The organism is Billgrantia pellis (genome assembly GCF_008297955.1).
In the GTDB taxonomy this organism is placed as follows: Bacteria; Pseudomonadota; Gammaproteobacteria; order Pseudomonadales; family Halomonadaceae; genus Halomonas; species Halomonas pellis.
Genome location: NZ_VTPY01000006.1, coordinates 327,895 through 352,238 on the forward strand (window position 1 = coordinate 327,895; position 24,344 = coordinate 352,238).

Genomic DNA, 24,344 nt, shown 5'->3' on the forward strand with positions numbered 1-24,344 from the left:
CGTAACGCGAACCGCCCCCATGGCCTGGCCATGGGGGCGGTTTTTTTTGAATGCTGCCACGCTAGCGCAGCGGCTTTACCTCTCAATAGCGAGGGCGACACCCTGCCCACCGCCAATACACAGCGTGGCCAGGCCCTTCTTGGCGTCGCGGGCGGTCATCTCGTGCAGCAGGGTCACCAGCACGCGGCAGCCAGAGGCGCCGATGGGATGGCCCAGCGCAATCGCGCCGCCGTTGACGTTGATCTTGCTGGTATCCCAGCCGAGCTCCTGGTTGACCGAGAGCGCCTGGGCGGCGAAGGCCTCGTTGGCCTCGATCAGGTCGAGATCGTCCAGTTGCCAGCCGGCCTTCTCCAGGCAGCGGCGGGTGGCCGGGGCGGGGCCGATACCCATGATTGCCGGATCGACGCCGGCATTGGAGTAGGCGGCAATGCGCGCCAGCGGTTCGAGGCCAAGCTCCTTGGCCTTGTCGGCGGAGCAGATCATCACCACGGCGGCGCCATCGTTGATCGAGGAGGCGTTGCCGGCGGTGACGGTACCATCCTTCTTGAAGGCGGGTTTCATCGCGCCGAGTTTGTCGGCGGTCACTTCGCGCGGGTTCTCGTCGGTATCGAAGATCACCGGATCCCCCTTGCGTTGGGGTATCTCCACGGGAACGATCTGACCCTTGAAGCGTCCTTCCTTGATAGCGGCAGCGGCCTTCTGCTGGGAGGCCGCGGCGAATTCGTCCATGGCCTCGCGAGTAATGCCGTATTTCTCGGCCAGGTTCTCCGCAGTGATACCCATGTGGAAATTGTTGAAAGCGTCCCATAGGCCGTCGTGAACCATGGTGTCGATGGCCTTCCAGTCGCCCATGCGCTGGCCGGTGCGCGAATTCGGCAGTACGTGGGGCGAGGCGGACATGTTCTCCTGGCCGCCGGCGAGGATCAGTTCGGCATCGCCGCAGCGAATCGCCTGGGTCGCCAAGTGGAGGGCCTTGAGGCCGGAGCCGCAGACTTTGTTGATGGTCATGGCGGGCACGGCGGCGGGCAGGCCGGCTTTGATGGAGGCTTGGCGAGCCGGGTTCTGGCCCACGCCAGCGGTGAGCACCTGGCCGAGCAGCACCTCGTCGATCTGGTCGGCAGCCACCCCGGTTGAAGCTAGAATATCCTTGATCACCAGAGCACCGAGATCACTGGCGGGAATGCCGGCAAGTGACCCCCCAAAGGCGCCGATGGCGGTGCGGCGGGCGGCAACGATCACCACGTCTTTCATTGGAATTCTCCTGAGTCGTTCGCTGACGTTAACGGAACCAGCATAGGCGACAATTGTGCACTGCGGCAATGCCTCTGGCGATAGCAGAGAATGGCGCCGCAAGCCGCTTCGACCGATCAGGCGAACTGGATGGGAATGGCGTTGCTGGTATGGCTGACGGCATTGCCCTCCTGCAGATAAACCAGGCTCGGCTGGTGCTTTTCCAGTTCGGCCTCGCTGTAGTGAGCATAGCTGCAAATGATCACGCGGTCGCCGGGGCCGGCCAGATGGGCGGCGGCGCCGTTGATGGAAATGACGCGCGAGCCCTCCTCGGCGCGAATGGCATAGGTGGTGAAGCGCTGGCCGTTCTCGACGTTGTAGATCTGGATTTGCTCGTTCTCACGAATGCCGGACATGTCGAGCAGCTCGCCGTCGATGGCGCAGGACCCCTCGTAGTTGAGCACGGCGTGGGTGACGCGGGCCATGTGCAGCTTGGCCTTGAGCATGACGGTATACATGCGGACTCGTTCCTCCGGAGTACGGTTGCCGCTCAGCGCGGCAGGGTCAGGGTAAGGTTGTCGATCAACCGGGTGGTGCCCAGGCGGGCGGCGGTCAGGAGGACCGCTTCCCGGGTGGAGGCCGTGACCGGGCCCAGGTCGGCGGCGCGCAGCTCAAGGTAATCGGGCACGAAACCGGCCTGGCGCAGCCGGGCCAGGCCGGCGTCGAGGGTCGCTTCCACGGGCTCGCCGGCCTGCAGGGCCTCGCGCAACGCGGCAAGGGTACGCTGCAGCTCCGGTGCCGTTGCGCGCTCGTTGTCGTCGAGGTAGCCGTTGCGTGAAGAGAGGGCCAGGCCGTCAGCGGCGCGCACGATGGGCACGCCGACGATCTCGATGGGGAAGTGGAGATCCGCCACCAGCTTGCGTATCACCGCCAGCTGTTGGTAATCCTTTTCGCCGAAGCAGGCCACATCCGGCTGGACCAAATGGAACAGGATACTGACCACCGTGGAAACGCCGTCGAAGTGACCGGGTCGCGAACCGCCGCATAGACCTTCGCTGACTTCCGGCACGCAGACCCGAGTCTGCTGCTCGAGGCCGCGCGGATAGAGTTCGCGCGTCGCCGGGGCGAAGAGCAGGTCGCAACCCGCCGCTTCGAGCTTGGCCTGATCCTCGGCCAGGGTGCGCGGGTAGGCGTCCAGGTCCTCGCCCGCGCCGAACTGCAAAGGATTGACGAAGACGGTCGCCACCACGACATCGGCGTGGCGGCGGGCGGCTTCCACCAGAGAAAGATGCCCTTCGTGCAGGTTGCCCATGGTCGGTACCAGGCCGATGCGCCGGCCTCGTCGACGGCACTCGCCTAGGGTATCGCGCAACACGGAAATCTCTCGCAGAGTACGCATCAGCGGCTCCAGAAGTCTACGACGGAACTAGAAGCTGTGCTCCTCGGCCGGGAATCGGCGCGCCTTGACGTCCTCGTGATAGCGACGAAAGGCGCCGGGAATGTCGTCGGCCTCGGCCATGAAGTTCTTGACGAAGCGCGGTGTACGGCCGTGGGTGACGCCGAGCACATCGTGCATGACGAGGATCTGTCCATCGGTGTCGGGGCCAGCGCCGATGCCGATCACCGGCACGTCGAGCGCCTCGGTGATTGCCTTGCCCAAGCTGGCCGGTACGCACTCCAGCAGGATCACGGACGCGCCTGCTTCCACCAGGGTACGGGCATCGGCGAAAATCTGCTCCGCGCGCTCGGCGTCACGGCCCTGCACTTTGTAACCGCCGAGCTGATAGACGGTCTGGGGCGTCAGGCCCAGGTGGGCGCAGACCGGCACGCCGCGACGTGTCAGTTCGCGAATGCCGTCAGCCATCCACGCCTCGCCCTCTACCTTGACCAGTTCGGCGCCGGCCCGCATCAGCTCGCCGGCATCTTGTAGCATGCGTTCGGTGCTGGCGTTGCTCATGAAGGGCAGGTCGACCATCAGCAGGCTCGAACCCTTGGCGCGCGCCACGCAGCGGGCATGGTAACGGATGTCGTCGAGGGTCACCGGCAGTGTGCTGGCATGCCCCTGCAGAACCATGCCCAGCGAGTCGCCGACCAGCAGCACTTCGATACCGGCTTCGGTGGCAGTGCGAGCGAAAGAGGCGTCGTAGGCAGTCAGGCAACTGAACGTTTCCCCTGCGCGCTTGAAAGACTGAAGCGTGCTCAGCGTGACGGTTTTCATGGCGTGCTCTCGTTGTGTCTGGGCGGCAGGCCTGGCCCGTTGTCGCCTGCGCTGCATGATTGTTACCAGAATGCGGCAATGGTGTCGACCGGTAACATATTGCCCATCAATATGAGGTATCGGGTAACACCTCGATCATGCCGGTCGCTGCCATGCCGGCCGCCAGGTCCGCCACGGACCTGCCATCGGGTAGCCGCCATCTGGGGGCCAGCTCCGCCAACGGCAGCAGGACGAAGGCGCGTTTTGCCATCTCGGGGTGCGGTACGCGCAGCCGCGGCCGCTCGACCGTCTCATCTCCGTACAGTAGCAGGTCGAGATCGAGCGTGCGGGGACCCCAGTGGCGCTGGCGGATGCGACGATGGCGCTGCTCCAGCGCTTGCAGCTGGTCGAGCAGGGCCAACGGCGAGAGCCACGTGCGCAGATGCGCCACGGCGTTGATGAAGTCCGGCTGATCTTGCGGGCCCACCGGGCGGCTGATATAGAGGCGCGAGGTGCCGATGCGAGTGGTCAGGGGCAGGCCGGCAAGCGCCTCGAGGGCCCGACGAACCTGGTCGAGCGGATCGTCGAGGTTGCTGCCGAGCCCGATGAAAGCGTCGACGGGCCGGGTCATGCGGGGCCGGAGGAACTTCTTCGCCGGCGCTTGCGTGGGCGCCGGCGGCGTGAGTTGCCACCGGGGCCAGCATCGCCGCCCGCCTTCTCCAGCAGGCGCCGCTGATCATGTTCATCGCCTTCCTGGTAGGCGGTCCACCACTCACCGAGCCCCGGCTCGATCTCGCCGGCCGCTTCGCGCAGCAGCAGGAAATCGTAGGCGGCGCGGAAGCGCGGATGTTCACGCGTCTGCAGGGCGCGCTTGCCGCGGCGCTGGGGCAGGCGCAGCTGAAGATCCCAAATGTCGCGCATCGGTAGGCTGAATCGCTTGGGAATCGAGATATGCTTGAGCTGACGCGACAGTGCCTGCTGCGAGGCGAGCTGCAACGCCGGTATCGGCGGCATGCCCTCGGCTTCCAGCTCGGCTTGGCGACGCTGCACCGGTCCCCATAGCAGAGCGGCGAAAAGGAAGGCCGGTGTCACCGGGCGCTCCTCGTGGATGCGCTGATCGGTACTGGCGAGCGCCTGCTCGACCAAAGCCTCGACCCAAGGCTGCTCGGCCATCGCTTCTTCGGCCTCGGGGAAGAGCATGGCGAACAGGCCATACTGGCGAAGCATGCGGAAGGTCTCGACGCCATGGCCGGCCATGAACAGCTTGAGAATTTCGTCGAACAGGCGGGCCGGAGGAATCTGCAGCAACAGCGGAGCGAGCTCGACGATCGGTGCCTCCGACTCCGGGGAGATATGGAAGTCCAGTTTCACCGCGAAGCGCACTGCGCGCAGCATGCGCACCGGATCCTCGCGGTAACGAGTCGCCGGATCGCCGATCAGGCGCAGGGTGCGTGACTCGATATCCCGCACACCGTCGGCGAAGTCGTGGATCGAAAAGTCGGCGATGCTGTAGTACAGGGCATTGACGGTGAAGTCGCGGCGGATGGCGTCCTCGTGAATATCTCCCCAGACGTTGTCGCGCAGCAGCAGGCCATGCTCGGACTGCTGTGCGATATGGTCGCCGTGATCGTTGTTGTGCTTGCCGCGGAAGGTGGTGACCTCGATCACCTCGCGCCCGAAGCGAACGTGAACGATACGAAAGCGGCGGCCGATGATGCGCGAGTTGCGAAACAGTTCGCGTATCTGCTCCGGCGTGGCCTCGGTGGCGACGTCGAAATCCTTGGGTCGCTGGCCGAGCAGGGAGTCGCGGATGCAGCCGCCGACCAGGTAGGCCTCGAAACCCGCATTGTGCAGACGATAGAGCACTTTGAGTGCCGGCTCGCTGAATTGCTGGCGCGAGACGGGATGCTGGTCACGGGGGATCACGCGCGGACCGGTCTGGCCCCCGGAGGTTTCCTGTGGGCCGAACAGCGTCTTGAGATGGGCACCAGGGCTTTGCAGAAAGCGGGTAAATCCTTTGAACATGCGGCGATATCGACTCGCAGTGTGCGAAAGTGTCAAGTGTAGCCGACCGCCGACACCTTGCAAAGCAGCGAGCGGATTCGGTGCACGGACATCGCAGGAAAGGCATCGCAAAAGAGGAGGCCGTTAGGCCTCCTCTGACAAGCGAAAACGTTGCTGCGTCCTTGCGGCTGTTTCTTCTTCGTGATGGCGCATCGCCTTGAATACGCACCACAGTCACCAAGCGTCACAGGCAACAATGTTGTTGTGTTTGTCGACGTTCCTGGTTGCGACCGCCTCGTATTCAAAACAATAATCCAACCACGACGGCATGAGGATATGCCTGCCTTCGGCTTGTTGATGTTGTTGCCGAAGGTGCGCTCTTGCGACCGTTATTCTTGTTCTGGGCCGGGGTTGGCGCGTCGCGTCCTGATGGATCCGGTGCTTCGCTCGGTCTTGTTGTTGTTGCATCGAGTCGAAGGGCAGCTCTCTCTGGGCCTCTTGTTGTTATTGGCCCGAGCCACATCCGCTTCACAACCCGCTTGTTGTTGTTGGTGCGGGTCCTGTCTCGCCGAACCGCCTTGCTGTTGTTGTTGGCGTGGGTGACAGCCGGATTGTTTTTCTTGCACTGTGTATTGCATGGCATGTGCCAATGTCGATTTTTTATCTAAAAAAACAGTTGCTTAAAAATTGGCGCTCAGGACGCGTCGGCTCAAGGGATATCAGGTGTTACCCCCATTGCGCCATGTCGGGGCGGTTTCTGGGTGGGAAGGTAACACTTGGTGCATGGAAGGGCGTTCGGGAAGGAAAAAAGCGCCGACAGTGGGTGACCGTGGGCGCTTGAACCTTAGTTGTAGGCCAAAAAGGCGAGAGAAGTCAGACGCTGCTGCGACGTGCCTGCTTCTTGCGCGGGATACCCAGGCGCTGGCGGCGTTCCCACAGGCACTTGCGGCTGATGCCGAGCTTCTGCGCAAGCTCGGTCTCGCTCATGTGATCCTGATGCTCGAGTACGAAGTGCTGAAAATAGTCCTCCAGCGAAAGATCTTCGCCCTCACCGCCGGGACCGGCCTCAAAGTGCTCCTCGACGGCTGGCGGGGCTTCGGGCAGCGGGTGGGGTGGGCTCGGCTGGTTTGGCCTGAGCCCCAGGTCGTCGGGATGAATCAAATGGCCTTCGGCGAGGATGACGCCGCGTTCCAGGGCGTTTTCCAACTCCCGCACATTGCCTGGCCAGGGATAGTCGCGGATCTCGCGGCGCGCGGCGCGCGACAGGCGCAGTCCATCGCGCTGGTGGCGCTGACAGGCCTTATCGAGCAACACGTCGGCAATCATCAGTATGTCGTCCTCCCGCTCGCGCAGCGGGGGCAAGTCGATCTGCATCACGTTGAGCCGGTAGTAGAGATCGAGGCGGAACTCACCTGTCTTCGACAGCGCGCGCAGGTCACGGTGCGTTGCGGCGATCAAGCGTACGTTGACATGGCGGGTCTCCACTGAGCCGATACGGCGAATCTCGCCCTCCTGCAGTACCCGCAGCAGGCGAGCCTGGGCATCCAGCGGCAGCTCGCCGATCTCGTCGAGAAACAGGGTTCCTCCGTCGGCGGCTTCCACCAGGCCGGTCCGGGCGGCGCTGGCACCGGTGAAGGCGCCTTTTTCGTGACCGAAGAGCTCCGACTCGATCAGCGTTTCGGGAATGGCCGCGCAGTTGACACAGATTAGCGGTGCCCCGGCGCGCTGGCTCTGTTGATGGATGGCGCGGGCCACCAGCTCCTTACCGGTGCCCGACTCGCCCTGTATCAGCACGGTGACATCGGCCGGCGCCGTCTTGCGGATACGGGTGTAGACCGTCTGCATAGCGGCGCAGTCGCCGATCATCGGCTGGCGCGAACCGCCGGCATCGGTGACGTCGGGCGGCGTCGAGCGATGCGAGGCCTGCTGATGCAACACGCGGGACACGGTCTCGAGCAGTTCGTCATGGTCGAAGGGCTTGGCCACGTAGTCCACGGCGCCCAACTTGAGGGACTCCACCGCCGAGCGCATGCTGGCATAGCTGGTCATGATCAGCACCGGGACCGGGGCGGCATGCTCGATCAGGTCGGTTCCCGGCTCGCCGGGCAGCCGCAGGTCGCTGATGATCAGGTCGAAGCCGCGCGGCTCCAGGGCCAGCGCCTCGTCTACCGAACCGGCCTCGCTGACCTGGAAGGCGTGACGCTCCAGTAGCCGCCGCAGGGCGGTGCGAATGATGGCTTCGTCTTCAACGATCAGAATCCGGCTCATCGGTGTCTTCACCATCCTCTCGTTGGGTGGGCAGCCACAGGCAGATGCGGGTGCCACGCTCCTCCCCCGGGGGCGGAGACTCGATCTCGATCCTGCCATGATGCTCGGCAACGATGCTGTAGACCAGCGGTAGACCGAGGCCGGTGCCTTCGCCGGGCGGCTTGGTCGTGGTGAAGGGCTCGAAGAGATGATCGCGCACTCGCGCATCGAGTCCATGCCCTTCATCGGTGACGGTGATCTTCAGCATCCCGCCTTCCGGCGTGGCGTCAACCACGATCTGACCGCCGGGCTCGCTGGCGTCGCGGGCGTTGTTCAGCAGATTGATCATGACCTGCTGCAGGCGCTGGGCATCGCCGAGCACTGTCAGCTCGACAGGGCAGCGGTTGTGGTAACGAACATCCTCGCCCGAGCGTGCCAGCCGGATCAAGTGGAGGGCCTCGTCAGTGATCGCGGCCATCGAGACCGGTGCCAGGGCGTTGCCCCTGACGTGGCGGCCGCCATGGGCGAAGCCGATCAGCGAATTGACGATGCGCGAGATTCGATCGGTCAACTGCTGGATCTGCTGCGCGGTCTTCAGCACTTCGGGATCGTCGGTGTCATAGCGCAGGTTTTGGGCGAGCGATGAGATGCCGGTGACAGGATTGCCGATCTCGTGGGCCACGCCGGCGGCCAGCTGACCGATGGAGGCGAGCCGTGCTGCATGGACCAATTCGTCCTCGAGCCACTTCATCTCGCTGTGGTCCTCGATCAGGATCACGCTGCCGCCGCGTACGTCGTCGTCAGCCTGCAGCTCGGCACGATGCAGCGACAGGAAACGGAGGGTGCCCTTGAGTTCGACTTCCTGCTTGTAGAGATGGTCTTGGGGGGCGGTCAGGGCTCGGCCGAGCAGTTCGCCCCAGGGCGCCGGCAGCCCATCGCGGCGTGCGCCCACCACGCTGGCACCGTCGATGCCGGAGAGCGCTGCCAGGGCGTCGTTCCACATCAGCAGTTCATCGTCGACGCCGAAGGCGCACAGCCCCACCGGCAGCCGGGTGAGGATACGGCGATGATAGCGGCGCAAGCCATCGAGCTCTCGGGCCAGGCCGGTGAGCCGCGAGCGATAGGCTTCGAGTCGGCTTTCGACGAAATGGATGTCATCGGTGGGCTCCAGGCCGCCGCGGCGATAGGGCAGATAGCGGTCGACGATGTCTTGAGCCACCGAGGGACCCATGAGCCCGGAGAGGTTGGCCTGGATACGATCCCGCAGGCGACGCAGCGCATAAGGACGGCCGTCGAGCGGGGACATGCCAAGGTCGGTGAGCGCTCGCTCGACCTCGCGCTGGGCGACATCCTCGCCCAGCGCCTGGGCGAGCGGCTGCTTGAATTCTTCGCCGGTGGTGGCATATAGCGGCAGCCGCTTGGGTCGGATCACCGCATCCACCGAGCAGGCCTCGGCGGCGGCGCGTTCGCCGTCCGAGGTGCGGGTGGCCAGCGAGACGACGATGAAGGTCAGGGCGTTGGCGGCCAACGAAACCAGCGTCACCGCATACCAGCTCGGCTCGCCGTCCAGCACTTCCAGACCCGGTGGAATCAGGACCAAGGATGGCAGGCCGGTGAGCAGCGGCAGCCACAGGCCGACGAGCCAGATCGAGACCCCCACGGTCAGGCCCGAGACCATGCCTTTGCGATTGGCGCCCGGCCAGTAGAGCAGCGCCAGCAGTCCCGGTAGGCATTGGGCCATGCCGACGAAGGCGGTCAGCCCCAGTGTCGTCAGGTCATGGTTGACCCCGACGGTGCGATAGAACAGCCAGCCGCCGAGAATCACCGTGGCCATCAGCGCGCGGCGCAGCCAGCGCAGCCAGCGGTAGAGGTTGGGTTGAGCCTCGGGGGGGTGGGCGACCAGAAGCACGTGATTGAGGATCATGCCCGAGAGCGACATGGCGATGATCACCAAGGTCCCGTTGGTGGCCGCTAAGCCGGCGAGAAAGGCCAGGGCCCGGACCCAGAACGACTCGGACAGGCCAAAAGCGAGGTAGGCCGCACCGATCGCCTCGCTACTGCCCAGGCGCTGGCCAGCCCAAAGGATCAGGGGGACCGGCAGGGCCATCAGCAGCAGGAACAGCGGCAGCGACCAGCTCGCCTGTAGCAGGGTGTGGCGCGACAGCGTCTCGGCGAAGGCGATGTGGAAGATATGCGGCATCAGCAGGGCGGCGGCGAAGAACAGCAGCAGTAGCGTGCGCCAGTGGGCGGGGTCCGGCTGCAAGACGCCGACCTGATGCAGTTGCCCGGGGCCGTCGAGCCAGGCCTGCAGGTCGGCGGGGCCGTCGAACACCATGAACAGGGCGATGCCACCCAACGCCAGCATGGCAACGAGCTTGATCACCGAGGTAAACGCGATGACCGCCAGGAGCGTGTCGTGGCGGGCATGCTCGCGGCCATGGCGAGTGCCGAAGATCATGGCGAACAGGGCGATCAGGGCGCTGAAAACCAGCGCCAGCAGGGCCGGCGAGGCGGCACCGGTCATCAGGAAGATGGCATCGCCCAGCGTCTGGACCTGAAGCGCCAGTAGCGGCAGCACCGCCAGCAGGCTGATCACGGTGATCAAGGTGCCGACCCAACGCGAGCGAAAGCGAAAGGCGAACAGGTCGGCCAGCGAGGCGAGCTGATGGGTTCGCGTCATGCGCTGGATGGGGACCAGCAGTACCGGGGCGAGCAGGAAGGCACCCGCTACGCCCAGATAGTAGGCGAGGTAGCCATAGCCGGCGTCGGCGGCGAGTTCCAGGCTGCCGTAGATGGCCCAGGCGCTGGCATAGACGCCCAGCGCCAGAGTGTAGATCGCCGGATGGCGTGTGACTCGACGGCTGAGCCAGCCCCGCTCCACCGCCCATGCGCAGAGGAACATGAGCAGCAGATAGCCCAAACCCAGGCTGAACACGCTGGCCAGACTAGCGTTCATCGAGCTTCCTCTTCTGCTCCAGCCACAGCGTCAGAGCGATCAATATGCCCCAGATGACGAAGGGCCGATACCAGGACACGCCGGGGCTCGACCAGCCGGTCATCAGCAACGGCGACAGCAAGTAGCCGCCGAAAACCAGGAAGAGCATGATGCGGTAGACGTACATGGCGCCTCCTCGTCACTCGGGGCGGTTGGCGGCAGGATGAATCCGGCTCGGATCCCAGCGGGGAATGGCCCAGGCCAACTGCTCGTGTACCGGAGCGCTGGCCAGTGCCTGGGGCGGTGCCTGGTCGAGCGCGACCAGGGCACGATGCAGCAGCGGTCTGACCTCGGCATCCTCGAGCGGCAGCGCCGGTGCCAGGTTCTGCTTGGACAGTTTCTGGCCCTCGCGATTGACGATCAAAGGCAGGTGCAGGTAGCGCGGCTCGGGCAGCCCCAGCGCATGCTGAAGCTGGCGCTGCCAGGGCGTATTGTCGAGCAGGTCATACCCGCGCACGATGTCGCTGATGCCCTGTTCGGCGTCATCGACCACCACGGCGAGCTGATAAGCCCACAGACCCTCCTTGCGCTTGAGCACCACATCCCCGAGTTCGGCAGGATCGAAGTGCTGCTCGCCGAACAACCGGTCCTCCCAGACCACGGGACGCAGGCCCTGATCGCTGCGTAGTCGCCAGGCCACCGGCTTGCCCGGCTCGCATATGCCTTCACGGCACCAGCCAGGATAGATCGGGTGCGTTCGCCACTGTTTGCGAGAACAGCTGCAGCGATACGCCAGGCCGAGGCCGGCGAGGCGCTCCAGAGCGGCGATGTAGGCGGCGTCGCGACCATGTTGCCGGTGGACCGGCCCGTCCCAATGCAAGCCGAAGGCCTCTAGCTGACGCAGGATAGTGTCGGCCGCACCAGGGGGGCAGCGCGGCGGATCGATGTCCTCGATGCGTAGCAGCCACTCGCCGCCGGCTCGGCGCGCATCGAGAAAACTGGCCAGGGCTGCGATCAGCGAGCCGAAATGCAGCGCACCCGAAGGTGTGGGGGCGAAACGACCGCAATAGCCCATCATGCTCGCTCCCTTGCGGCCGACAAGCAAACGGGCACCCCTAGGTGCCCGTTGCGAAGACAAGCGAGGATCACTTGGCCGTCAACCGCCGAGCTGTTTTTCCTTGAGCTCGGCCAGGGTCTTGCAATCGACGCAGAGCGTGGCGGTGGGACGGGCCTCCAGGCGGCGAATGCCGATCTCGACGCCACAGGCTTCGCAGAAGCCGTAGTCTTCCTCATCGATCTTCTCGAGCGTCTCGTTGATCTTCTTGAGCAGCTTGCGTTCGCGATCGCGTGTCCGCAGCTCCAGGCTGAATCCCTCTTCCTGGGTAGCACGATCGGCCGGGTCGGCGTAATTGTTCGCCTCCTCCTGCAGGTGGCGTACGGTGCGATCCACCTCTTCCATGAGCTCCTGTTTCCAGCCCAGCAGGATCTGTCGGAAGTGCTCAAGCTGCTGTTCGTTCATATACTCTTCACCCGGCGCCGCTTCGTACGGGGTGAATTTTTTGGGCGCTTCCGTCTTCTTGTCTGCTACTGGCATGGGATTGCCTCATTACTTGAGTGACTGCTGATCAATACCTGTCGCATGGGGTCAAGGTATCTCACGCCAAAGGCATGCTTGTTTATCCGAAAATGGCGGGCTTTGCAATACCTGCCAGAAACGATCGGCGCATGCTCGAGGGAAAATCGATACCATGAGATATTGACCGCTCGGGGTGAAAAAATGCCTCTGCATATGTCACGTTTCTTTCAACTTTTCAGGAGCCCGACATGCCATGGAACTCGCGCCTCGATCGCGTTGCCCCCTTCCGGGTGATGAGCCTGTTGGAGATCGCCCAGGCACGCGAGGCGGCTGGGCATGACGTCATTCACCTTGAGGTGGGCGAGCCCGACTTCCCCACTCCCGAACCGGTAACCGAGGCCGGGCGCGACGCCTTGGCTGCGGGACACACGCGATATACCCCGGCAGCAGGGTTGCCGGCGCTGCGCGAGGCGATCGCCGGTCATTACGCCGAGCACTTCGGGGCGGAAGTCGATCCGGCGCGCATTCTGGTCACGCCGGGAGCCTCGGGAGCGCTGCTGCTGGCCAGCCAACTGCTGGTCGGCGCCGGTGACCGGGTATTGATGGCCGACCCCAACTATCCATGCAACCGCCACTTCATGGCGTTGTCGGGCGCCGAGATCGATACCGTGCCGGTAGGCGATGCGAGCGGCTGGCAGCTCGATGCCGGACTGATCGCGGGACACTGGCGCGAAGGCACTCGGCTGGCGATGCTGGCCACGCCCTCCAACCCAACCGGTCACATGCTTGATGCCGCACAACTGCGTGAAGTCGCCGACACGGTATCAGCGCGCGGCGGGCAGCTGCTGGTGGACGAGATCTATCAGGGGCTCTGCTATGACCATGAGCCGCTCTCGGTGGCGTCGATCAGCCCCGATGCCTTCGTCGTCAACAGTTTCTCCAAGTACTTCGGCATGACCGGCTGGCGCCTGGGTTGGCTGCTGGCGCCGGAGGGAGCCGTGGAGCCGTTGACGCGGTTGGCGCAAAACGTCTTCCTGGCCGCCTCCACCCCCTCCCAGCATGCGGCACTGGCAGCCTTCACTCCCGAGTGCCGCGATATCCTCGAGACGCGCCGCGCCGAGCTTGGTCGTCGTCGTGACACGCTGTTGGCGGGCCTGGCCCGGCTGGGTCTGGCGCCGGCACTGCCGCCTCAGGGGGCCTTCTACCTGTGGCTGAACATCTCGCGCTACAGTCGCGATAGCCAGGCCTTCTGCCAGCGCTTGCTGGAAGAGGAGAACGTGGCCATTACGCCGGGCATCGACTTTGCCGTCAGCGGAGGCGAGCACCATGTGCGCATCGCCTTCACCACCGGCATCGCTCGCCTCGAGGAGGCGGTGAGCCGGCTCGAGCGATTCCTGGCGAGGCGGTAAGGGGCATGGAATATCCATGGCTCGTCCCTGGCGTCCTGCTGCGCCGCTACAAGCGATTCCTTGCCGACGTACGCCTCGATGATGGCCGCGAAGTGGTGGCGCACTGCCCCAATACCGGCTCGATGAGGGCGGTGAACGTGCCGGGTTGCCGCGTGTGGCTGTCGGCGAGCGACAATCCGGCGCGCAAGCTGGCCTGGACCTGGGAACTGATCGAGTTGCCGCAGCCCGATGGTGCTATGTCACTCGCCTCGGTGCATACCGGGCGGACCAACCGCATCGTCGAGGAGGCGTTGAAGACGGGGCGGGTGCCGGCACTGTCCGGCTACGCCAGTCTGAAGTGCGAGGCGAAGGTCGAGGAGGGAAGGCTCGATTTTCGCCTCGACGATCCCGGTCGCGGCACCGCTTTCGTCGAGGTCAAGCAGGTAACGCTCAAAGAACCCGACGGTCACGGCTACTTTCCCGATGCGGTGAGCGCGCGCGGTCGCAAGCACCTGCTGGCGCTGGCGGCGCTGGCCGAACAGGGGCGGCGGTCGGTATTGCTATTCTGCGTGGCGCATACCGGCATTCGCGACGTGGCGGCGGCTGCCCATCTCGACCCGGCCTATGCCGTCACGCTCAAGGAGGCGGCCAGGCGCGGGGTGGAGGTGCTGGCGTACGGCTGTGAGATCGGCTGGCGCGACGGCCGGCCCGTGTCGATCACCCTGGGCAGGAGCCTGCCGGTGTCACTCGACCGTGAGTATCACGTTATCCTCGGCGTTGATTGAGATCGCCAGCGGTTCCAGGCGCTGGCCCTGGCAGGGACCGAAGACACACTCGCCACTCTCGGGCAGGAACAGCGCGCCATGCATGCCGCACTGGATCAGCTCGCCTCCCGCGTCGAGAAAGTCGCCTTCCGGCACGTTCAGCGGCACCTGCTGATGCGGGCAGCGGTTGAGGAAGGCAGCGATCCGGCCGTGTACGCACACCAGGAATGCGCTTCTTCCATCGGGCAGCGTCACGCCCCGGGAGGGGGCGGCGACGAAATCACGGAGACGGGCAATGACCCGGGGCATGGTCTCAGCGCTCGATATGAAAGCGTTGGAGGAAGCTGACCGTGGCCGGCTCGCGGTTGCGGTCGTAACGTACTTCCAAGTCGAAATGCATCGGGGCGTCGTCACGAATGCGAAATACCGCGATCTGAGACGGGGCGTCGCCACTGCGCAAGGTACGGAAGGCGAGCGGGGTGCGTTCGCCTGCCTGCAGCATGCCGACGGTACCTTCGACCCCGGCATTGATGGGGCGCGTCTCGCCATCGTCGAGTTCCTCGAGCACGCTGACATTGAGCAGCGCCAGGGCAGGGCTGCGCTGGATGCCGTGGGCCTCGGCCACGGCTTGAGGAATGTGCTGGGTGCCCACCGCGCTGTAATGAATCTGGTAGTCACCTACCCTTTCGTACTGCTGAGCCTGCAGCGGCAGGGCGACCGTCAGCAACAGGGCGACGGCAAGAAGAGTCGAGGGAATTCGCTGGCGCATGGTGGTTTCCTTCTCAACGGCGCCGGCGCGCGACCCGGAAGATGGCGATCTCGCCGAACAGGTTGGGCCATAAGCGCGTGGCCCAATGGCCCTCTTGTTCGCCTATCCCCACGGCGCGATCGATGATCTCCAGATTCTTTTGCCGGCACAGGTGCTCGAAGTCGTTGAACGTCGATAGGTGAATGTTCGGCGTATCGTACCAGGCGTAGGGCAGCGATTTGGAGACCGGCATGTAGCCGCGGATACCGAGGTGCACGCGATGACGCCAGTAGGCGAAGTTGGGGAAGGCGATGATGCACTCGTCGGCCACGCGCAGCATTTCATCCAGCATGCGATCGGGCCGGCGCAGCGCCTGCAGCGCCTGGGTCATGATCACCAGGTCGTAAGTGTCGTCCTCGAAGTTGACCAGCCCCTCGTCGAGATTCTGCTCGATCACGCTGACGCCGCGGGCCAGGCAGGCGGTGATCCCCTCCGGATCGATCTCCAGACCGTAGCCGGTGACGCGCTTGTCGCGCGCCAGCGCCGCGAGAAGGGTACCATCGCCGCAGGCCAGATCGAGGATATGGGCGCCTTCGGGCACCCAGCGGTGAATCAGCTCCAGGTCGGCGCGCATCATGCTTGCTCCTCCAGGCCCAGCTCACTGGCTGCGCGTGACATGAACGCCGAGAACACTGCCTGGTAGCGCGGCTCGGGCAGCAGGAAGGCATCGTGGCCATGGGGCGAGTCGATATTGACGTAGCTGACCGGTTTGCCGGCACGGATCAGCGCATTGGCCAGCTCGCGCGAGCGCGACGGTGGGAAGCGCCAATCGCTGGTGAAGCTCACCACCAGAAAAGGGCACTGGCTGGGGGCGACGGCCTCGGCCAGTACGCCACCGTGGCCCGCCGCCGGATCGAAATAGTCCAACGCCTTGGTCATCAGCAGGTAGGTGTTGGCGTCGAAGGCGCTGGAGAAGGTATCACCCTGGTAACGCAAGTAGGACTCCACCTGAAATTCGACGTCATAGCCGAAGCTGAGGTCCTCACTGCGCAGATCGCGGCCGAACTTGCTGCCCATGGCGTCTTCCGAGAGGTAGGTGATATGGCCCACCATGCGTGCCAGCTTCAGGCCGCGGCGCGGCGCCGTGCCATGTTCGACGTACCAACCGTCATGAAAATCGGGGTCGGAGCGGATTGCCTGGCGTGCCACTTCGTTGAAGGCGATGTTCTGCGCCGAGAGCTTGGGCGTGGCGGCAATGACCACGGCATTGGCGACCCGCTCGGGATAGGTCAGCGTCCATTGCAGCACTTGCATGCCGCCCAGGCTGCCGCCGATCACCGCGGCGAAGCGCTCGATACCCAGCCGGTCGGCCAGCCTCGCCTGGCTATGCACCCAGTCGCTCACCGTGACCATGGGGAAGTCGGGGCCCCATAGGCGCCCGGTGGCGGGGTTGTCGCTGGTCGGGCCGGTGCTGCCGTGGCAGCCGCCGAGATTGTTGAGCGAGATGACGAAAAAGCGATCGGTGTCGATCGACTTGCCCGGCCCGATATGAGCGTCCCACCAGCCCGGCTTGCGCTCATCGTGGCTGTGATAGCCGGCGGCGTGGTGGTGCCCCGACAGGGCGTGACAGATCAGTACCGCATTGGAGCGAGTGGCGTTGAGCGTGCCGTAGGTTTCGTAGACCAGATCATAAACCGGCAGCGTCCTGCCGCAGGCCAGGGGGAGGGGGTCGTCGAAGTGCGCCATTTGCGGCATCACCAAGCCGACCGAATCGTCGGGAAACTCGGGCATGTGTCGTGCGGTGTCCTGTCGTTGAGGTCCGTCCGTGCGAGCGTTCAAAGGCCGACCAGGGCGCCGGCGATGCCGGCGGCACGCGTCAGCGAGCCGACTACGATACCATCGACCAGGCTGATGGCGATGAATACCACGATCGGCGACAGATCGATCATGCCCAGTGGCGGGATGACCCGGCGCACCGGTGCCATGATCGGCTCGACCAGCTGCATGATCAGTAACGCCCCGGGGTGGCTGGCATTGGGTGCCACCCAGCTCAGGATGATCATCACGATCAGGGCGAAGAAGTAGATCTTGAGGATGGCATTGGCGATGGCGGCCAGCGCTCCGATCGCCACCTGGGTGACGGGCGGCATGCCGATACCGGCGACCTGCAGAATGATCACGATACTCACCGCCTTGAGCACGAAGGCAGCGGCCAGGGTGGCCAGGTCGAAGCGGCCCATTACCGGGCCGAGAAAGCTTTGGAATGGGCGTACCACCGGCTGGGTGACTTTCACCACCGACTGGCTGATGGGGTTATAATAGTCAGCCTGCGACGCCTGCAGCAGAAAGCGCAGCATCAGCAAGAACAGATAGATATTGATCAGGCTGTTGATCAGCAGCAGACCGGCATTTCCCATTTGGCTGCCCATGTGGGCTCCTCCATGTCGTATTGAGTAACCGCCGTGCATGACGGCAGCGGGAAGGCTATCGCTGGTCGAGTTCGCTGGCCATTTCGCGGGCGCGGGCGGCGCAGGCGTCCATGGCCTCGGACAGGGTTTGGCGCAGGCCGGCCCGTTCGAGATGCTCGATGGCCCGCTCGGTGGTGCCGCCGGGCGACATCACGTTGCGTTTGAGACGATCCGGAGAGAACTCGCTCTGCTGCGCCATCCGGGCAGCTCCCAAGGCGGTTTGTATCGCCAGGCGGCGTGCGGTTTCGGCGGGCAGGCCAAGCTTGACGCCGGCTTCCTCCATGGCTTCGAACATCAGGAAGAAATAGGCCGGCGCGCTGCCGGAGACGGCGGTAACCGCATCCAGAAGACCTTCCTCCTCGACCCATTCGACCAGGCCCACGGCTTCGAGCAGTTCAGAGGCCTGGTCGCGCTGCGCGGCGCTGACCTCGGCGGTGGCGAACATGCCGGCGGCGCCGGCACCAACCAATGCGGGAGTGTTGGGCATGCAGCGTACCAGCGGCAGATCCCCTCCCAGCCACGTCTGCAACGTGTCGGCAGTGAGGCCGGCCGCAACGGAGATGACAAGCGGGCGTCGTGCCTGCAGAGCGTCGCGCAGGCCCTCGCAGACGCCACGCATGATCTGCGGCTTGACGGCCAGTACGACGATATCGGCGTCGCGTACCGCCGCCGCATTGTCGGTCTCGGTGCGGATGCCGAGTCGTGCACGGAGCGGTGCCAGGAATTCATCGCTGGGCGAGGTGGCAGTGATGGCGGCGGCGGGGTGGCCGTGATCGATCATTCCGCCGATGATGGCGCCGGCCATGTTGCCGGCGCCGATGAAGGTGACTCTGCTGGCCATTCGATCTGTCCTTCTTTTCGTCATGGAGCGACCGTGATTGCCGGACGCAGGCGCGTCCTCTAGCGACGCGAGGTGTCCCGTATGCCGAAGATGGCGGTGCCCAGTCTCACCAGGGTGGCACCCTCGAGCACGGCGGCTTCCAGATCGTCGCTCATGCCCATCGACAGAGTGTCCAGCGGCGCCCCGGGGAAGCGGCGGCGCAACGCCTCGAGCGCTTGGCGCAGCCGAGCCAGAGGTTCGCGTTGTCGGGCCAGTTCCTGGGCGGGGGCGGGAATCGTCATCAACCCGCGCAGACGCAGTCGCGGCAGCGAGAGCACCGTTTCCGCCAAGCTTTCCAATTCATCGAAGCCGACGCCAGACTTGCTGACTTCGCCGCTGGCGTTCACCTGCAGGCAGACATCAAGCGGCTCCAGCCTCTCGGGGCGTTGATCGTTCAGGCGCCGGGCAATTCTCTCGCGGTCGATACTGTGCACCCAGTCGAAGTGCTCGGCCACGGCTCGGGTCTTGTTGGCCTGCAACGGGCCGATGAAATGCCAGACGATGCCTTCCAGGTCGGTCAGTTCCGCCTGCTTGTCCAGCGCCTCCTGTACGTAGTTCTCGCCGAACTCCCGCTGGCCGAGACGCCAGGCCTCACGCACCATGTGGGCTGGTTTGGTCTTGCTCACCGCCAGCAACCGCGCGTCATCGGCGGGGCGTGCGGCAGCGGCCAGCGCCGCCGCCAGACGCTCGCGGGCGCTGGTCAGCGACTCGGAAAGCATGGTATCCGTCATCTCATCCACATGAAATCCGTCATGTCGCAAGGACTGGCATACTGAAGTGAACCTTAACCGGGAGCAGTGGAACCGCATGGATATTACCGAATTGCTGGCGTTCTCGGCAAAACAGAACGCCTCCGACCTGCATCTGTCGGCCGGGCTACCGCCGATGATTCGGGTCGACGGTGACATTCGCCGCCTCAATGTGCCGCCCATGGAGGACCGTGAGGTCCGCAAGTTGATCTACGACATCATGGGCGATCGCCAGCGGCGCGACTATGAGGAGTTCTTCGAAACCGACTTCTCCTTCGAGGTGCCCGGGGTGGCGCGCTTCCGTGTCAATGCCTTCAACCAGGCTCGCGGCGCCGGTGCCGTATTCCGCACCATCCCCAGTGAAGTGCTGACTATGGACGATCTGGAGCTGGGCGACGTCTTCCGTCGCCTGGCGTCACTGCCGCGCGGCCTCGTCCTGGTTACCGGCCCCACCGGTTCGGGCAAGAGCACCACCCTGGCGGCCATGATCGATTACATCAACGATCACCGCTACGACCATATCCTCACCATCGAGGATCCGGTGGAGTTCGTCCACCGTAGCAAGCGCAGCCTGATCAACCAGCGCGAGGTGCATCGCGACACTCACGGCTTCGCCCAGGCACTGCGCAGCGCCCTGCGCGAGGACCCCGACGTCATCCTGGTCGGCGAACTGCGTGACTTGGAGACCATCCGCCTGGCGCTGACCGCGGCCGAGACCGGGCACCTGGTATTCGGCACGTTGCATACCACTTCCGCAGCCAAGACCATCGATCGCATCATCGATGTCTTCCCCGGCGAGGAGAAGGCCATGGTGCGTTCGATGCTCTCGGAATCGCTGCAGGGCGTCATTTCCCAGACGCTGCTCAAGCGCCGCAGCGGGGGCCGGGTGGCGGCCCATGAGATCCTGATTGCCACATCGGCGGTGCGTAACCTGATTCGTGAGGACAAGGTGGCGCAGATTTACTCGGCGATCCAGACCGGGGGCAATCTGGGCATGCAGACCCTGGATGCTTGCCTGGCCAGGCTGGTGGCCGAGAACGTGGTGAATCGCGACGAGGCCCAGGCGCGCGCCAAAAGTGCGCTTGCCTCCTGACGCCAACGCTGAGAGCAAGGGAGCGGGAAATGAAAGCACAAGAGTGGCTGGAGCAGCTGCTGGGCATCATGGCCAAGAAGGAAGCCTCGGACCTGCTCATCTCGGTCCAGGCGCCGCCCACCATCAAGATGGCCGGCAAGCTTACCGCCCTGGGCGATCAGCGCCTCTCGGTGGAGCAGGTGCGCGAGCTGGTCAATACCGCCGTGCCGGAGGGGCTGCGCGAACGCTTCCAGCAGGAGCGCGAGGCCAACTTCGCCCTCAGCCTCTCCGGACGCGGGCGCTTCCGAGTCAGCGCCTTCCAGCAGCGCAACCAGCCTGCCATGGTGATTCGTCGCATCGCCTACGAGATACCCCGGCTCGAGGAGCTGGCATTGCCGGAAACGCTGGGCGAACTGGCCAACCTCAAGCGCGGGCTGGTATTCGTGGTGGGTGGCACCGGCACCGGCAAGTCCACCACCCTGGCGTCGATGATTCAACGCCGCAACGAGACCGTCGGCGGGCACATCATCAGCGTGGAGGACCCGATCGAGTACGTCCACCCGCACCGCAAGGCGATCATCAACCAGCGCGAAGTGGGTATCGATACCGAGTCCTTCGAGGTAGCGCTGAAGAATACCCTGCGCCAAGCGCCGGATGTGGTTCTCATCGGCGAGGTGCGCACCCGCGAAACCATGGAGCACGCGCTCACCTTCGCCGAGACGGGGCATCTCTGCCTCGCAACCCTGCACGCCAACAACGCCAACCAGGCGCTCGACCGCATCATCCACTTCTTCCCTCACGAGCGTCACGAGCAGATCTGGCTCGACCTGTCGCTCAATCTCCACGCCATTGTCGCCCAGCAGCTGCTGCCGACCCGAGACGGCGGGCGCGCTCCGGCCATTGAGGTTCTACTGCGCACACCGCTCATCGCCGACCTGATCCGCAAGGGTGAGGTCGGCGAAATCAAACACGTCATGGGGCGCTCGCGTGACCTCGGCATGCAAACCTTCGACCAGGCACTCTACGAACTCTACAGGGCCGGCAAGATCAGCGAGGAGGTGGCCATGGTCCATGCCGACTCGGCCAACGAACTGCGCATGATGATCAAGTACGGGGACGAGAGCAGCGACGTGCTGGCCAAGGCGCAGGATAGCGCGCAGCGCTTCTCCCTGCGCGAGGATGATGATTTCTAGGTAGGATGTTCGGCCTTAAGGTGAATAAATGGCGCCAAGCACCCTGAGGCCGGCGGCACCGGTGACGCTGGGCAGGTTGCCGGGCAGGCCTTCCAGGCGACGCCAGGCGAGCCAGGCGAAGGCGCCGGCTTCCAGCCAGTCGGCCGGCCATCCCCAGTCGCTGCTGGGCACCAGGGCGGTCTCGGGCAGGCGTCTTGCCAGACGGGCCAGCAGGTCGTGGTTGTGAGCGCCGCCGCCGCAGGGGATCAGCGCCGTGGCGGTCGGGGCGTTGACACGTTCGCGCGCCATCTCAACGCCCAGGGCGATGCTCGTGGCGGTCAGCTCCGCCAGCGTGGCCTGGACGTCCTCGACACGTTCGTGCCCCGTCAGGTGCCGGCTCAGCCAGTCGAGATGGAACACCTCGCGGCCCGTGCTGCGCGGCGGGGGCCGATGAAAGAAAGGCTCGGCGAGCAGGCGTTCCAATAACGTTTCGTCTACTTGGCCCGTTGCTGCCCAGGCGCCATCCGCATCGAAGCGGCCGCCACGATGCCGGGCGTACCAGGCGTCGAGCAGCACGTTGGCCGGTCCGGTATCAAAGCCGATGACTTCGGTATCCAGCTCCGCTGGGGGCAGCAGGGTCAGATTGGCAAAGCCCCCCAGGTTGAGTACCAGCTGCCACTGCTCCGGACGCCGGAATAGCGCCTCGTGGAAAGCCGGTGCGAGGGGGGCGGCCTGTCCGCCGGCGGCCAGGTCGCGGCGGCGAAAGTCGGCCACCACTCGGCAACCGGTCAGCTCGGCCAGCAGGCTCGGGTTGTCGAGTTGCAGGGTGTAGGCGGGACCTTCGTCATAACCCCAAGGCGCGTGCTCGATGGTCTGACCATGGCTGCCGATGGCCGTGACTTGCTCGGCGGTAATGCCATTGTTTGTGAGCAACTGCAGGACGGCAGCCGCCTGGAGTCGGCTGAAGGCATCCTCTGCGCTGGCCAGTTCGGCGAAGGCGACCTGCTCGGCCTGGCAAAGCTTCAATAGCTGCTCATGCAGAGAGTCGGGCATTGCTTGCGCGTGGGTGGCAAGCAGCTGCGGTTGGCCCGCCGCACCGATTTCGACCAGCGCAGTGTCGATGCCGTCCAGGCTGGTACCGGACATCAAGCCCACGAACAGTGTCATCTCTCTTCTCCCTTATGCTGGGGGCCGCGAGGCATGAAGTCATGCTAACATCGTGCCCCATTCGATGGACCCTGCCGTGGGGTGGATCAACGCAATTCGTGGAGTGGGAGACGATGACCGACGTTGCAAGCGCACTGGCGCTGCTGAAGCGAGGCACTCAGGAGATACTGCTGGAGGAAGAGCTGGTCAAGAAGCTCGAGTCCGGCCGCAAGCTGCGCATCAAGGCGGGCTTCGATCCCACGGCGCCCGATCTGCACCTCGGCCATAGCGTGCTGCTGACCAAGATGCGCCAGTTCCAGGATCTTGGCCACCAAGTTATCTTCCTGATCGGCGATTTCACCGGGCGCATCGGCGACCCCACTGGCAAGAACGTCACCCGCAAGCCGCTCACCGAGGATGAGGTACGCGCCAACGCCCAGACCTACAAGGAGCAGGTGTTCAAGATCCTCGACCCTGCCAAGACCGAGGTGCGCTTCAACTCCGAGTGGTTCGGTGAACTCAGCGCGGCCAAGATGATCGAGCTGGCGGCCCAGAGTACGGTGGCGCGGATGCTCGAGCGTGACGATTTCGACAAACGCTACAAGTCGGGTCAGCCGATCTCGATTCATGAATTCCTCTATCCGCTGGTGCAGGGATACGACTCCGTGGCGCTCGAGGCCGACGTCGAGATGGGCGGTACCGATCAGAAGTTCAACCTGCTGATGGGGCGCGAGATCCAGAAGCATTTCGGCATGGAGCCACAGGTCGTCATCACCATGCCGCTGCTCGAGGGACTCGACGGCGTGCAGAAAATGTCCAAGTCGCTGGGCAACTACGTCGGTGTCGACGAGGCGCCTGGCGCCATGTTCAATAAGCTCGTCTCCATGCCCGACAGCCTGATGTGGCGCTACTTCGAGCTGCTCTCGCTGACATCCAACGAAAATATCGAGGCGCTCAAGCGCGACGTCGAGGCCGGCGCCAACCCCCGCGACATCAAGATGGTTCTGGCGCGCGAGCTGATCGGGCGTTATCACGACGAAGAGGCGGCGGCCAATGCCCACAAGTCGGCCGGCAACCGCTTGGCCGAGGGCGAGCTGCCCGAGGACCTGCCCGAAGTGGAGGTCGACTTCGAAGGCAGCGTCCAGGCGCCGATTGCCGCAGTGCTCAACCGCTCGGGGCTCGCCAACAACAGTGCCCAGGCCAAGGACATGCTGGGCAACGGTCGGGTCAAGGTCGACGGTGATGTAGTTGCCAAGGAGCATATGCTCGATACCGGCAGGAGCTATGTGATTCAGGCCGGCAAGAAGCGCTATGCCCGAGTGACGCTACGCTGAGTTAGTCCACCGGCCCCCAGTCCAACTGATGACAAGTCAGTTGCTCTACCGACGCCCGTCCCGTGCGGGTGTCGTCGTCTTCGCCCCCCCGGCGCAAAACCATCCACAGGCTCGCGCGGCGAGCGCCTGTGGATAGTTCTGCCGTCATCGCTTCTTCATGCGCCTGCCGTCATTCTGAAACTTTTTTGCCAGCGGCCCTTGCGGGGTCGCGGGGAAACCCGTAAAGTACGCATCCGCTGCCGGCGACGGGCAACGTCACCGGCGGTAGGAGGAGAGGTAAGTGGTTGTCTGGGTTGGATTTTTCGATTCGCTTCGCTAAATCCTCGCTTGACGCCCACGGCGGATTCGGTAGAATGCGCGCCACTCGATATCGAAAGCCACGCGGGCTTTCGGCGGTCGCCAGCCACGCTGGCCTTCGATGCCGACAACGCCAC

The 24,344-nt window shown here is 64.6% G+C and carries 24 protein-coding genes; 5 read left to right on the forward strand and 19 right to left on the reverse strand.

The window, feature by feature from the left end:
* Positions 1–75: 75 nt before the first annotated feature.
* The 11 genes from F0A17_RS17025 to dksA all read right to left on the reverse strand — a co-directional run bounded on the left by F0A17_RS17025 (position 76) and on the right by dksA (position 12,207).
* Positions 76–1,251 (reverse strand): acetyl-CoA C-acetyltransferase, encoded by a 1,176-nt coding sequence (locus F0A17_RS17025; RefSeq protein ID WP_149329535.1) that lies wholly within the window; start codon positions 1,249–1,251, stop codon positions 76–78.
* 116 nt (positions 1,252–1,367) lie between these two features.
* Complete coding sequence (gene panD / locus F0A17_RS17030) at positions 1,368–1,748, reverse strand: aspartate 1-decarboxylase (RefSeq protein WP_149329536.1); 381 nt, start codon at positions 1,746–1,748, stop codon at positions 1,368–1,370.
* A 32-nt stretch (positions 1,749–1,780) separates the two neighbouring features.
* A complete protein-coding gene (gene panC / locus F0A17_RS17035) occupies positions 1,781–2,629 on the reverse strand; it encodes a pantoate--beta-alanine ligase (protein WP_149329537.1) in 849 nt (282 codons plus the stop codon).
* Positions 2,630–2,656: 27 nt separating this feature from the next.
* Entirely contained in the window at positions 2,657–3,448 is a 792-nt protein-coding gene (gene panB / locus F0A17_RS17040) for a 3-methyl-2-oxobutanoate hydroxymethyltransferase (RefSeq protein WP_149329538.1), read from the reverse strand.
* Between the two features lie 106 nt (positions 3,449–3,554).
* Positions 3,555–4,058 carry a 2-amino-4-hydroxy-6-hydroxymethyldihydropteridine diphosphokinase gene (folK, locus tag F0A17_RS17045; RefSeq protein WP_149329539.1) on the reverse strand — a complete coding sequence of 168 codons (504 nt, stop codon included), beginning with the start codon at positions 4,056–4,058 and terminating at the stop codon, positions 3,555–3,557.
* Positions 4,055–5,452, reverse strand: coding sequence for a polynucleotide adenylyltransferase PcnB (gene pcnB / locus F0A17_RS17050; protein ID WP_149329540.1), 1,398 nt, complete (start codon positions 5,450–5,452; stop codon positions 4,055–4,057). The genes folK and pcnB overlap by 4 nt, the downstream gene beginning before the upstream one ends.
* Before the next feature lie 852 nt (positions 5,453–6,304).
* Positions 6,305–7,699, reverse strand: a complete 1,395-nt coding sequence (locus F0A17_RS17055) for a sigma-54-dependent transcriptional regulator (RefSeq protein ID WP_149329541.1) — start codon at positions 7,697–7,699, stop codon at positions 6,305–6,307.
* Positions 7,677–10,634, reverse strand: a complete 2,958-nt coding sequence (locus F0A17_RS17060) for an ATP-binding protein (RefSeq protein WP_149329542.1) — start codon at positions 10,632–10,634, stop codon at positions 7,677–7,679. The genes F0A17_RS17055 and F0A17_RS17060 overlap by 23 nt, the downstream gene beginning before the upstream one ends.
* Positions 10,624–10,800, reverse strand: coding sequence for a hypothetical protein (locus F0A17_RS20605; RefSeq protein WP_187774722.1), 177 nt, complete (start codon positions 10,798–10,800; stop codon positions 10,624–10,626). The genes F0A17_RS17060 and F0A17_RS20605 overlap by 11 nt, the downstream gene beginning before the upstream one ends.
* A gap of 12 nt (positions 10,801–10,812) precedes the next feature.
* Positions 10,813–11,691, reverse strand: a complete 879-nt coding sequence (gene gluQRS / locus F0A17_RS17065) for a tRNA glutamyl-Q(34) synthetase GluQRS (RefSeq protein ID WP_149329543.1) — start codon at positions 11,689–11,691, stop codon at positions 10,813–10,815.
* A gap of 78 nt (positions 11,692–11,769) precedes the next feature.
* A complete protein-coding gene (dksA, locus tag F0A17_RS17070) occupies positions 11,770–12,207 on the reverse strand; it encodes an RNA polymerase-binding protein DksA (protein ID WP_104204906.1) in 438 nt (145 codons plus the stop codon).
* 230 nt (positions 12,208–12,437) lie between these two features.
* Here dksA and F0A17_RS17075 point away from each other — a divergent pair, with 230 nt between their 5' ends.
* Positions 12,438–13,598, forward strand: a complete 1,161-nt coding sequence (locus tag F0A17_RS17075; protein ID WP_149329544.1) for an aminotransferase class I/II-fold pyridoxal phosphate-dependent enzyme — start codon at positions 12,438–12,440, stop codon at positions 13,596–13,598.
* Positions 13,599–13,603: 5 nt separating this feature from the next.
* Positions 13,604–14,362 (forward strand): DNA/RNA nuclease SfsA, encoded by a 759-nt coding sequence (gene sfsA, locus F0A17_RS17080; protein WP_149329545.1) that lies wholly within the window; start codon positions 13,604–13,606, stop codon positions 14,360–14,362.
* Here the strand turns inward: sfsA and F0A17_RS17085 are convergent.
* The 7 genes from F0A17_RS17085 to F0A17_RS17115 are packed head-to-tail and all read right to left on the reverse strand — an operon-like array spanning position 14,321 to position 19,168.
* Positions 14,321–14,650, reverse strand: a complete 330-nt coding sequence (locus F0A17_RS17085) for a Rieske (2Fe-2S) protein (protein ID WP_149329546.1) — start codon at positions 14,648–14,650, stop codon at positions 14,321–14,323. The genes sfsA and F0A17_RS17085 overlap by 42 nt on opposite strands.
* A gap of 4 nt (positions 14,651–14,654) precedes the next feature.
* On the reverse strand, positions 14,655–15,110 hold the full coding sequence (locus tag F0A17_RS17090; protein WP_149329547.1) for a DUF4426 domain-containing protein: 456 nt from the start codon (positions 15,108–15,110) through the stop codon (positions 14,655–14,657).
* Between the two features lie 13 nt (positions 15,111–15,123).
* A complete protein-coding gene (metW, locus tag F0A17_RS17095; RefSeq protein WP_149329580.1) occupies positions 15,124–15,723 on the reverse strand; it encodes a methionine biosynthesis protein MetW in 600 nt (199 codons plus the stop codon).
* Positions 15,723–16,880 carry a homoserine O-succinyltransferase MetX gene (metX, locus tag F0A17_RS17100; protein ID WP_149329548.1) on the reverse strand — a complete coding sequence of 386 codons (1,158 nt, stop codon included), beginning with the start codon at positions 16,878–16,880 and terminating at the stop codon, positions 15,723–15,725. The genes metW and metX overlap by 1 nt, the downstream gene beginning before the upstream one ends.
* Before the next feature lie 44 nt (positions 16,881–16,924).
* Entirely contained in the window at positions 16,925–17,518 is a 594-nt protein-coding gene (locus F0A17_RS17105; RefSeq protein WP_149329549.1) for a YggT family protein, read from the reverse strand.
* A gap of 55 nt (positions 17,519–17,573) precedes the next feature.
* Positions 17,574–18,398, reverse strand: a complete 825-nt coding sequence (gene proC / locus F0A17_RS17110; RefSeq protein ID WP_149329550.1) for a pyrroline-5-carboxylate reductase — start codon at positions 18,396–18,398, stop codon at positions 17,574–17,576.
* A 59-nt stretch (positions 18,399–18,457) separates the two neighbouring features.
* A complete protein-coding gene (locus F0A17_RS17115) occupies positions 18,458–19,168 on the reverse strand; it encodes a YggS family pyridoxal phosphate-dependent enzyme (RefSeq protein ID WP_149329551.1) in 711 nt (236 codons plus the stop codon).
* A gap of 76 nt (positions 19,169–19,244) precedes the next feature.
* On the opposite strand from F0A17_RS17115, the gene F0A17_RS17120 reads away from it, so the two are divergent.
* Together F0A17_RS17120 and F0A17_RS17125 are read left to right on the forward strand one after the other, a co-directional pair.
* A complete protein-coding gene (locus F0A17_RS17120) occupies positions 19,245–20,279 on the forward strand; it encodes a type IV pilus twitching motility protein PilT (protein WP_149329552.1) in 1,035 nt (344 codons plus the stop codon).
* A gap of 29 nt (positions 20,280–20,308) precedes the next feature.
* Positions 20,309–21,451, forward strand: coding sequence for a PilT/PilU family type 4a pilus ATPase (locus F0A17_RS17125; protein ID WP_149329553.1), 1,143 nt, complete (start codon positions 20,309–20,311; stop codon positions 21,449–21,451).
* A gap of 15 nt (positions 21,452–21,466) precedes the next feature.
* Here F0A17_RS17125 and F0A17_RS17130 read toward each other — a convergent pair whose 3' ends face one another.
* Positions 21,467–22,597: an anhydro-N-acetylmuramic acid kinase gene (locus F0A17_RS17130; RefSeq protein ID WP_149329554.1), complete on the reverse strand. Its 1,131-nt coding sequence runs from the start codon at positions 22,595–22,597 to the stop codon at positions 21,467–21,469.
* A 113-nt stretch (positions 22,598–22,710) separates the two neighbouring features.
* Here F0A17_RS17130 and tyrS point away from each other — a divergent pair, with 113 nt between their 5' ends.
* The gene (gene tyrS, locus F0A17_RS17135) at positions 22,711–23,910 is read left to right on the forward strand and encodes a tyrosine--tRNA ligase (protein ID WP_149329555.1); all 1,200 of its coding nucleotides are present in this window, start codon (positions 22,711–22,713) and stop codon (positions 23,908–23,910) included.
* Positions 23,911–24,344: the final 434 nt, after the last annotated feature.

Bases quoted from the DNA above. Each gene is read 5' to 3' on its own strand.
- F0A17_RS17025 (WP_149329535.1), bottom strand. From the start codon at position 1,251: ATGAAAGACGTGGTGATCGTTGCCGCCCGCCGCACCGCCATCGGCGCC.
- panD (WP_149329536.1), bottom strand. From the start codon at position 1,748: ATGTATACCGTCATGCTCAAGGCCAAGCTGCACATGGCCCGCGTCACC.
- panC (WP_149329537.1), bottom strand. From the start codon at position 2,629: ATGCGTACTCTGCGAGAGATTTCCGTGTTGCGCGATACCCTAGGCGAG.
- panB (WP_149329538.1), bottom strand. From the start codon at position 3,448: ATGAAAACCGTCACGCTGAGCACGCTTCAGTCTTTCAAGCGCGCAGGG.
- folK (WP_149329539.1), bottom strand. From the start codon at position 4,058: ATGACCCGGCCCGTCGACGCTTTCATCGGGCTCGGCAGCAACCTCGAC.
- pcnB (WP_149329540.1), bottom strand. From the start codon at position 5,452: ATGTTCAAAGGATTTACCCGCTTTCTGCAAAGCCCTGGTGCCCATCTC.
- F0A17_RS17055 (WP_149329541.1), bottom strand. From the start codon at position 7,699: ATGAGCCGGATTCTGATCGTTGAAGACGAAGCCATCATTCGCACCGCC.
- F0A17_RS17060 (WP_149329542.1), bottom strand. From the start codon at position 10,634: ATGAACGCTAGTCTGGCCAGCGTGTTCAGCCTGGGTTTGGGCTATCTG.
- F0A17_RS20605 (WP_187774722.1), bottom strand. From the start codon at position 10,800: ATGTACGTCTACCGCATCATGCTCTTCCTGGTTTTCGGCGGCTACTTG.
- gluQRS (WP_149329543.1), bottom strand. From the start codon at position 11,691: ATGATGGGCTATTGCGGTCGTTTCGCCCCCACACCTTCGGGTGCGCTG.
- dksA (WP_104204906.1), bottom strand. From the start codon at position 12,207: ATGCCAGTAGCAGACAAGAAGACGGAAGCGCCCAAAAAATTCACCCCG.
- F0A17_RS17075 (WP_149329544.1), top strand. From the start codon at position 12,438: ATGCCATGGAACTCGCGCCTCGATCGCGTTGCCCCCTTCCGGGTGATG.
- sfsA (WP_149329545.1), top strand. From the start codon at position 13,604: ATGGAATATCCATGGCTCGTCCCTGGCGTCCTGCTGCGCCGCTACAAG.
- F0A17_RS17085 (WP_149329546.1), bottom strand. From the start codon at position 14,650: ATGCCCCGGGTCATTGCCCGTCTCCGTGATTTCGTCGCCGCCCCCTCC.
- F0A17_RS17090 (WP_149329547.1), bottom strand. From the start codon at position 15,110: ATGCGCCAGCGAATTCCCTCGACTCTTCTTGCCGTCGCCCTGTTGCTG.
- metW (WP_149329580.1), bottom strand. From the start codon at position 15,723: ATGCGCGCCGACCTGGAGCTGATTCACCGCTGGGTGCCCGAAGGCGCC.
- metX (WP_149329548.1), bottom strand. From the start codon at position 16,880: ATGCCCGAGTTTCCCGACGATTCGGTCGGCTTGGTGATGCCGCAAATG.
- F0A17_RS17105 (WP_149329549.1), bottom strand. From the start codon at position 17,518: ATGGGCAGCCAAATGGGAAATGCCGGTCTGCTGCTGATCAACAGCCTG.
- proC (WP_149329550.1), bottom strand. From the start codon at position 18,398: ATGGCCAGCAGAGTCACCTTCATCGGCGCCGGCAACATGGCCGGCGCC.
- F0A17_RS17115 (WP_149329551.1), bottom strand. From the start codon at position 19,168: ATGACGGATACCATGCTTTCCGAGTCGCTGACCAGCGCCCGCGAGCGT.
- F0A17_RS17120 (WP_149329552.1), top strand. From the start codon at position 19,245: ATGGATATTACCGAATTGCTGGCGTTCTCGGCAAAACAGAACGCCTCC.
- F0A17_RS17125 (WP_149329553.1), top strand. From the start codon at position 20,309: ATGAAAGCACAAGAGTGGCTGGAGCAGCTGCTGGGCATCATGGCCAAG.
- F0A17_RS17130 (WP_149329554.1), bottom strand. From the start codon at position 22,597: ATGACACTGTTCGTGGGCTTGATGTCCGGTACCAGCCTGGACGGCATC.
- tyrS (WP_149329555.1), top strand. From the start codon at position 22,711: ATGACCGACGTTGCAAGCGCACTGGCGCTGCTGAAGCGAGGCACTCAG.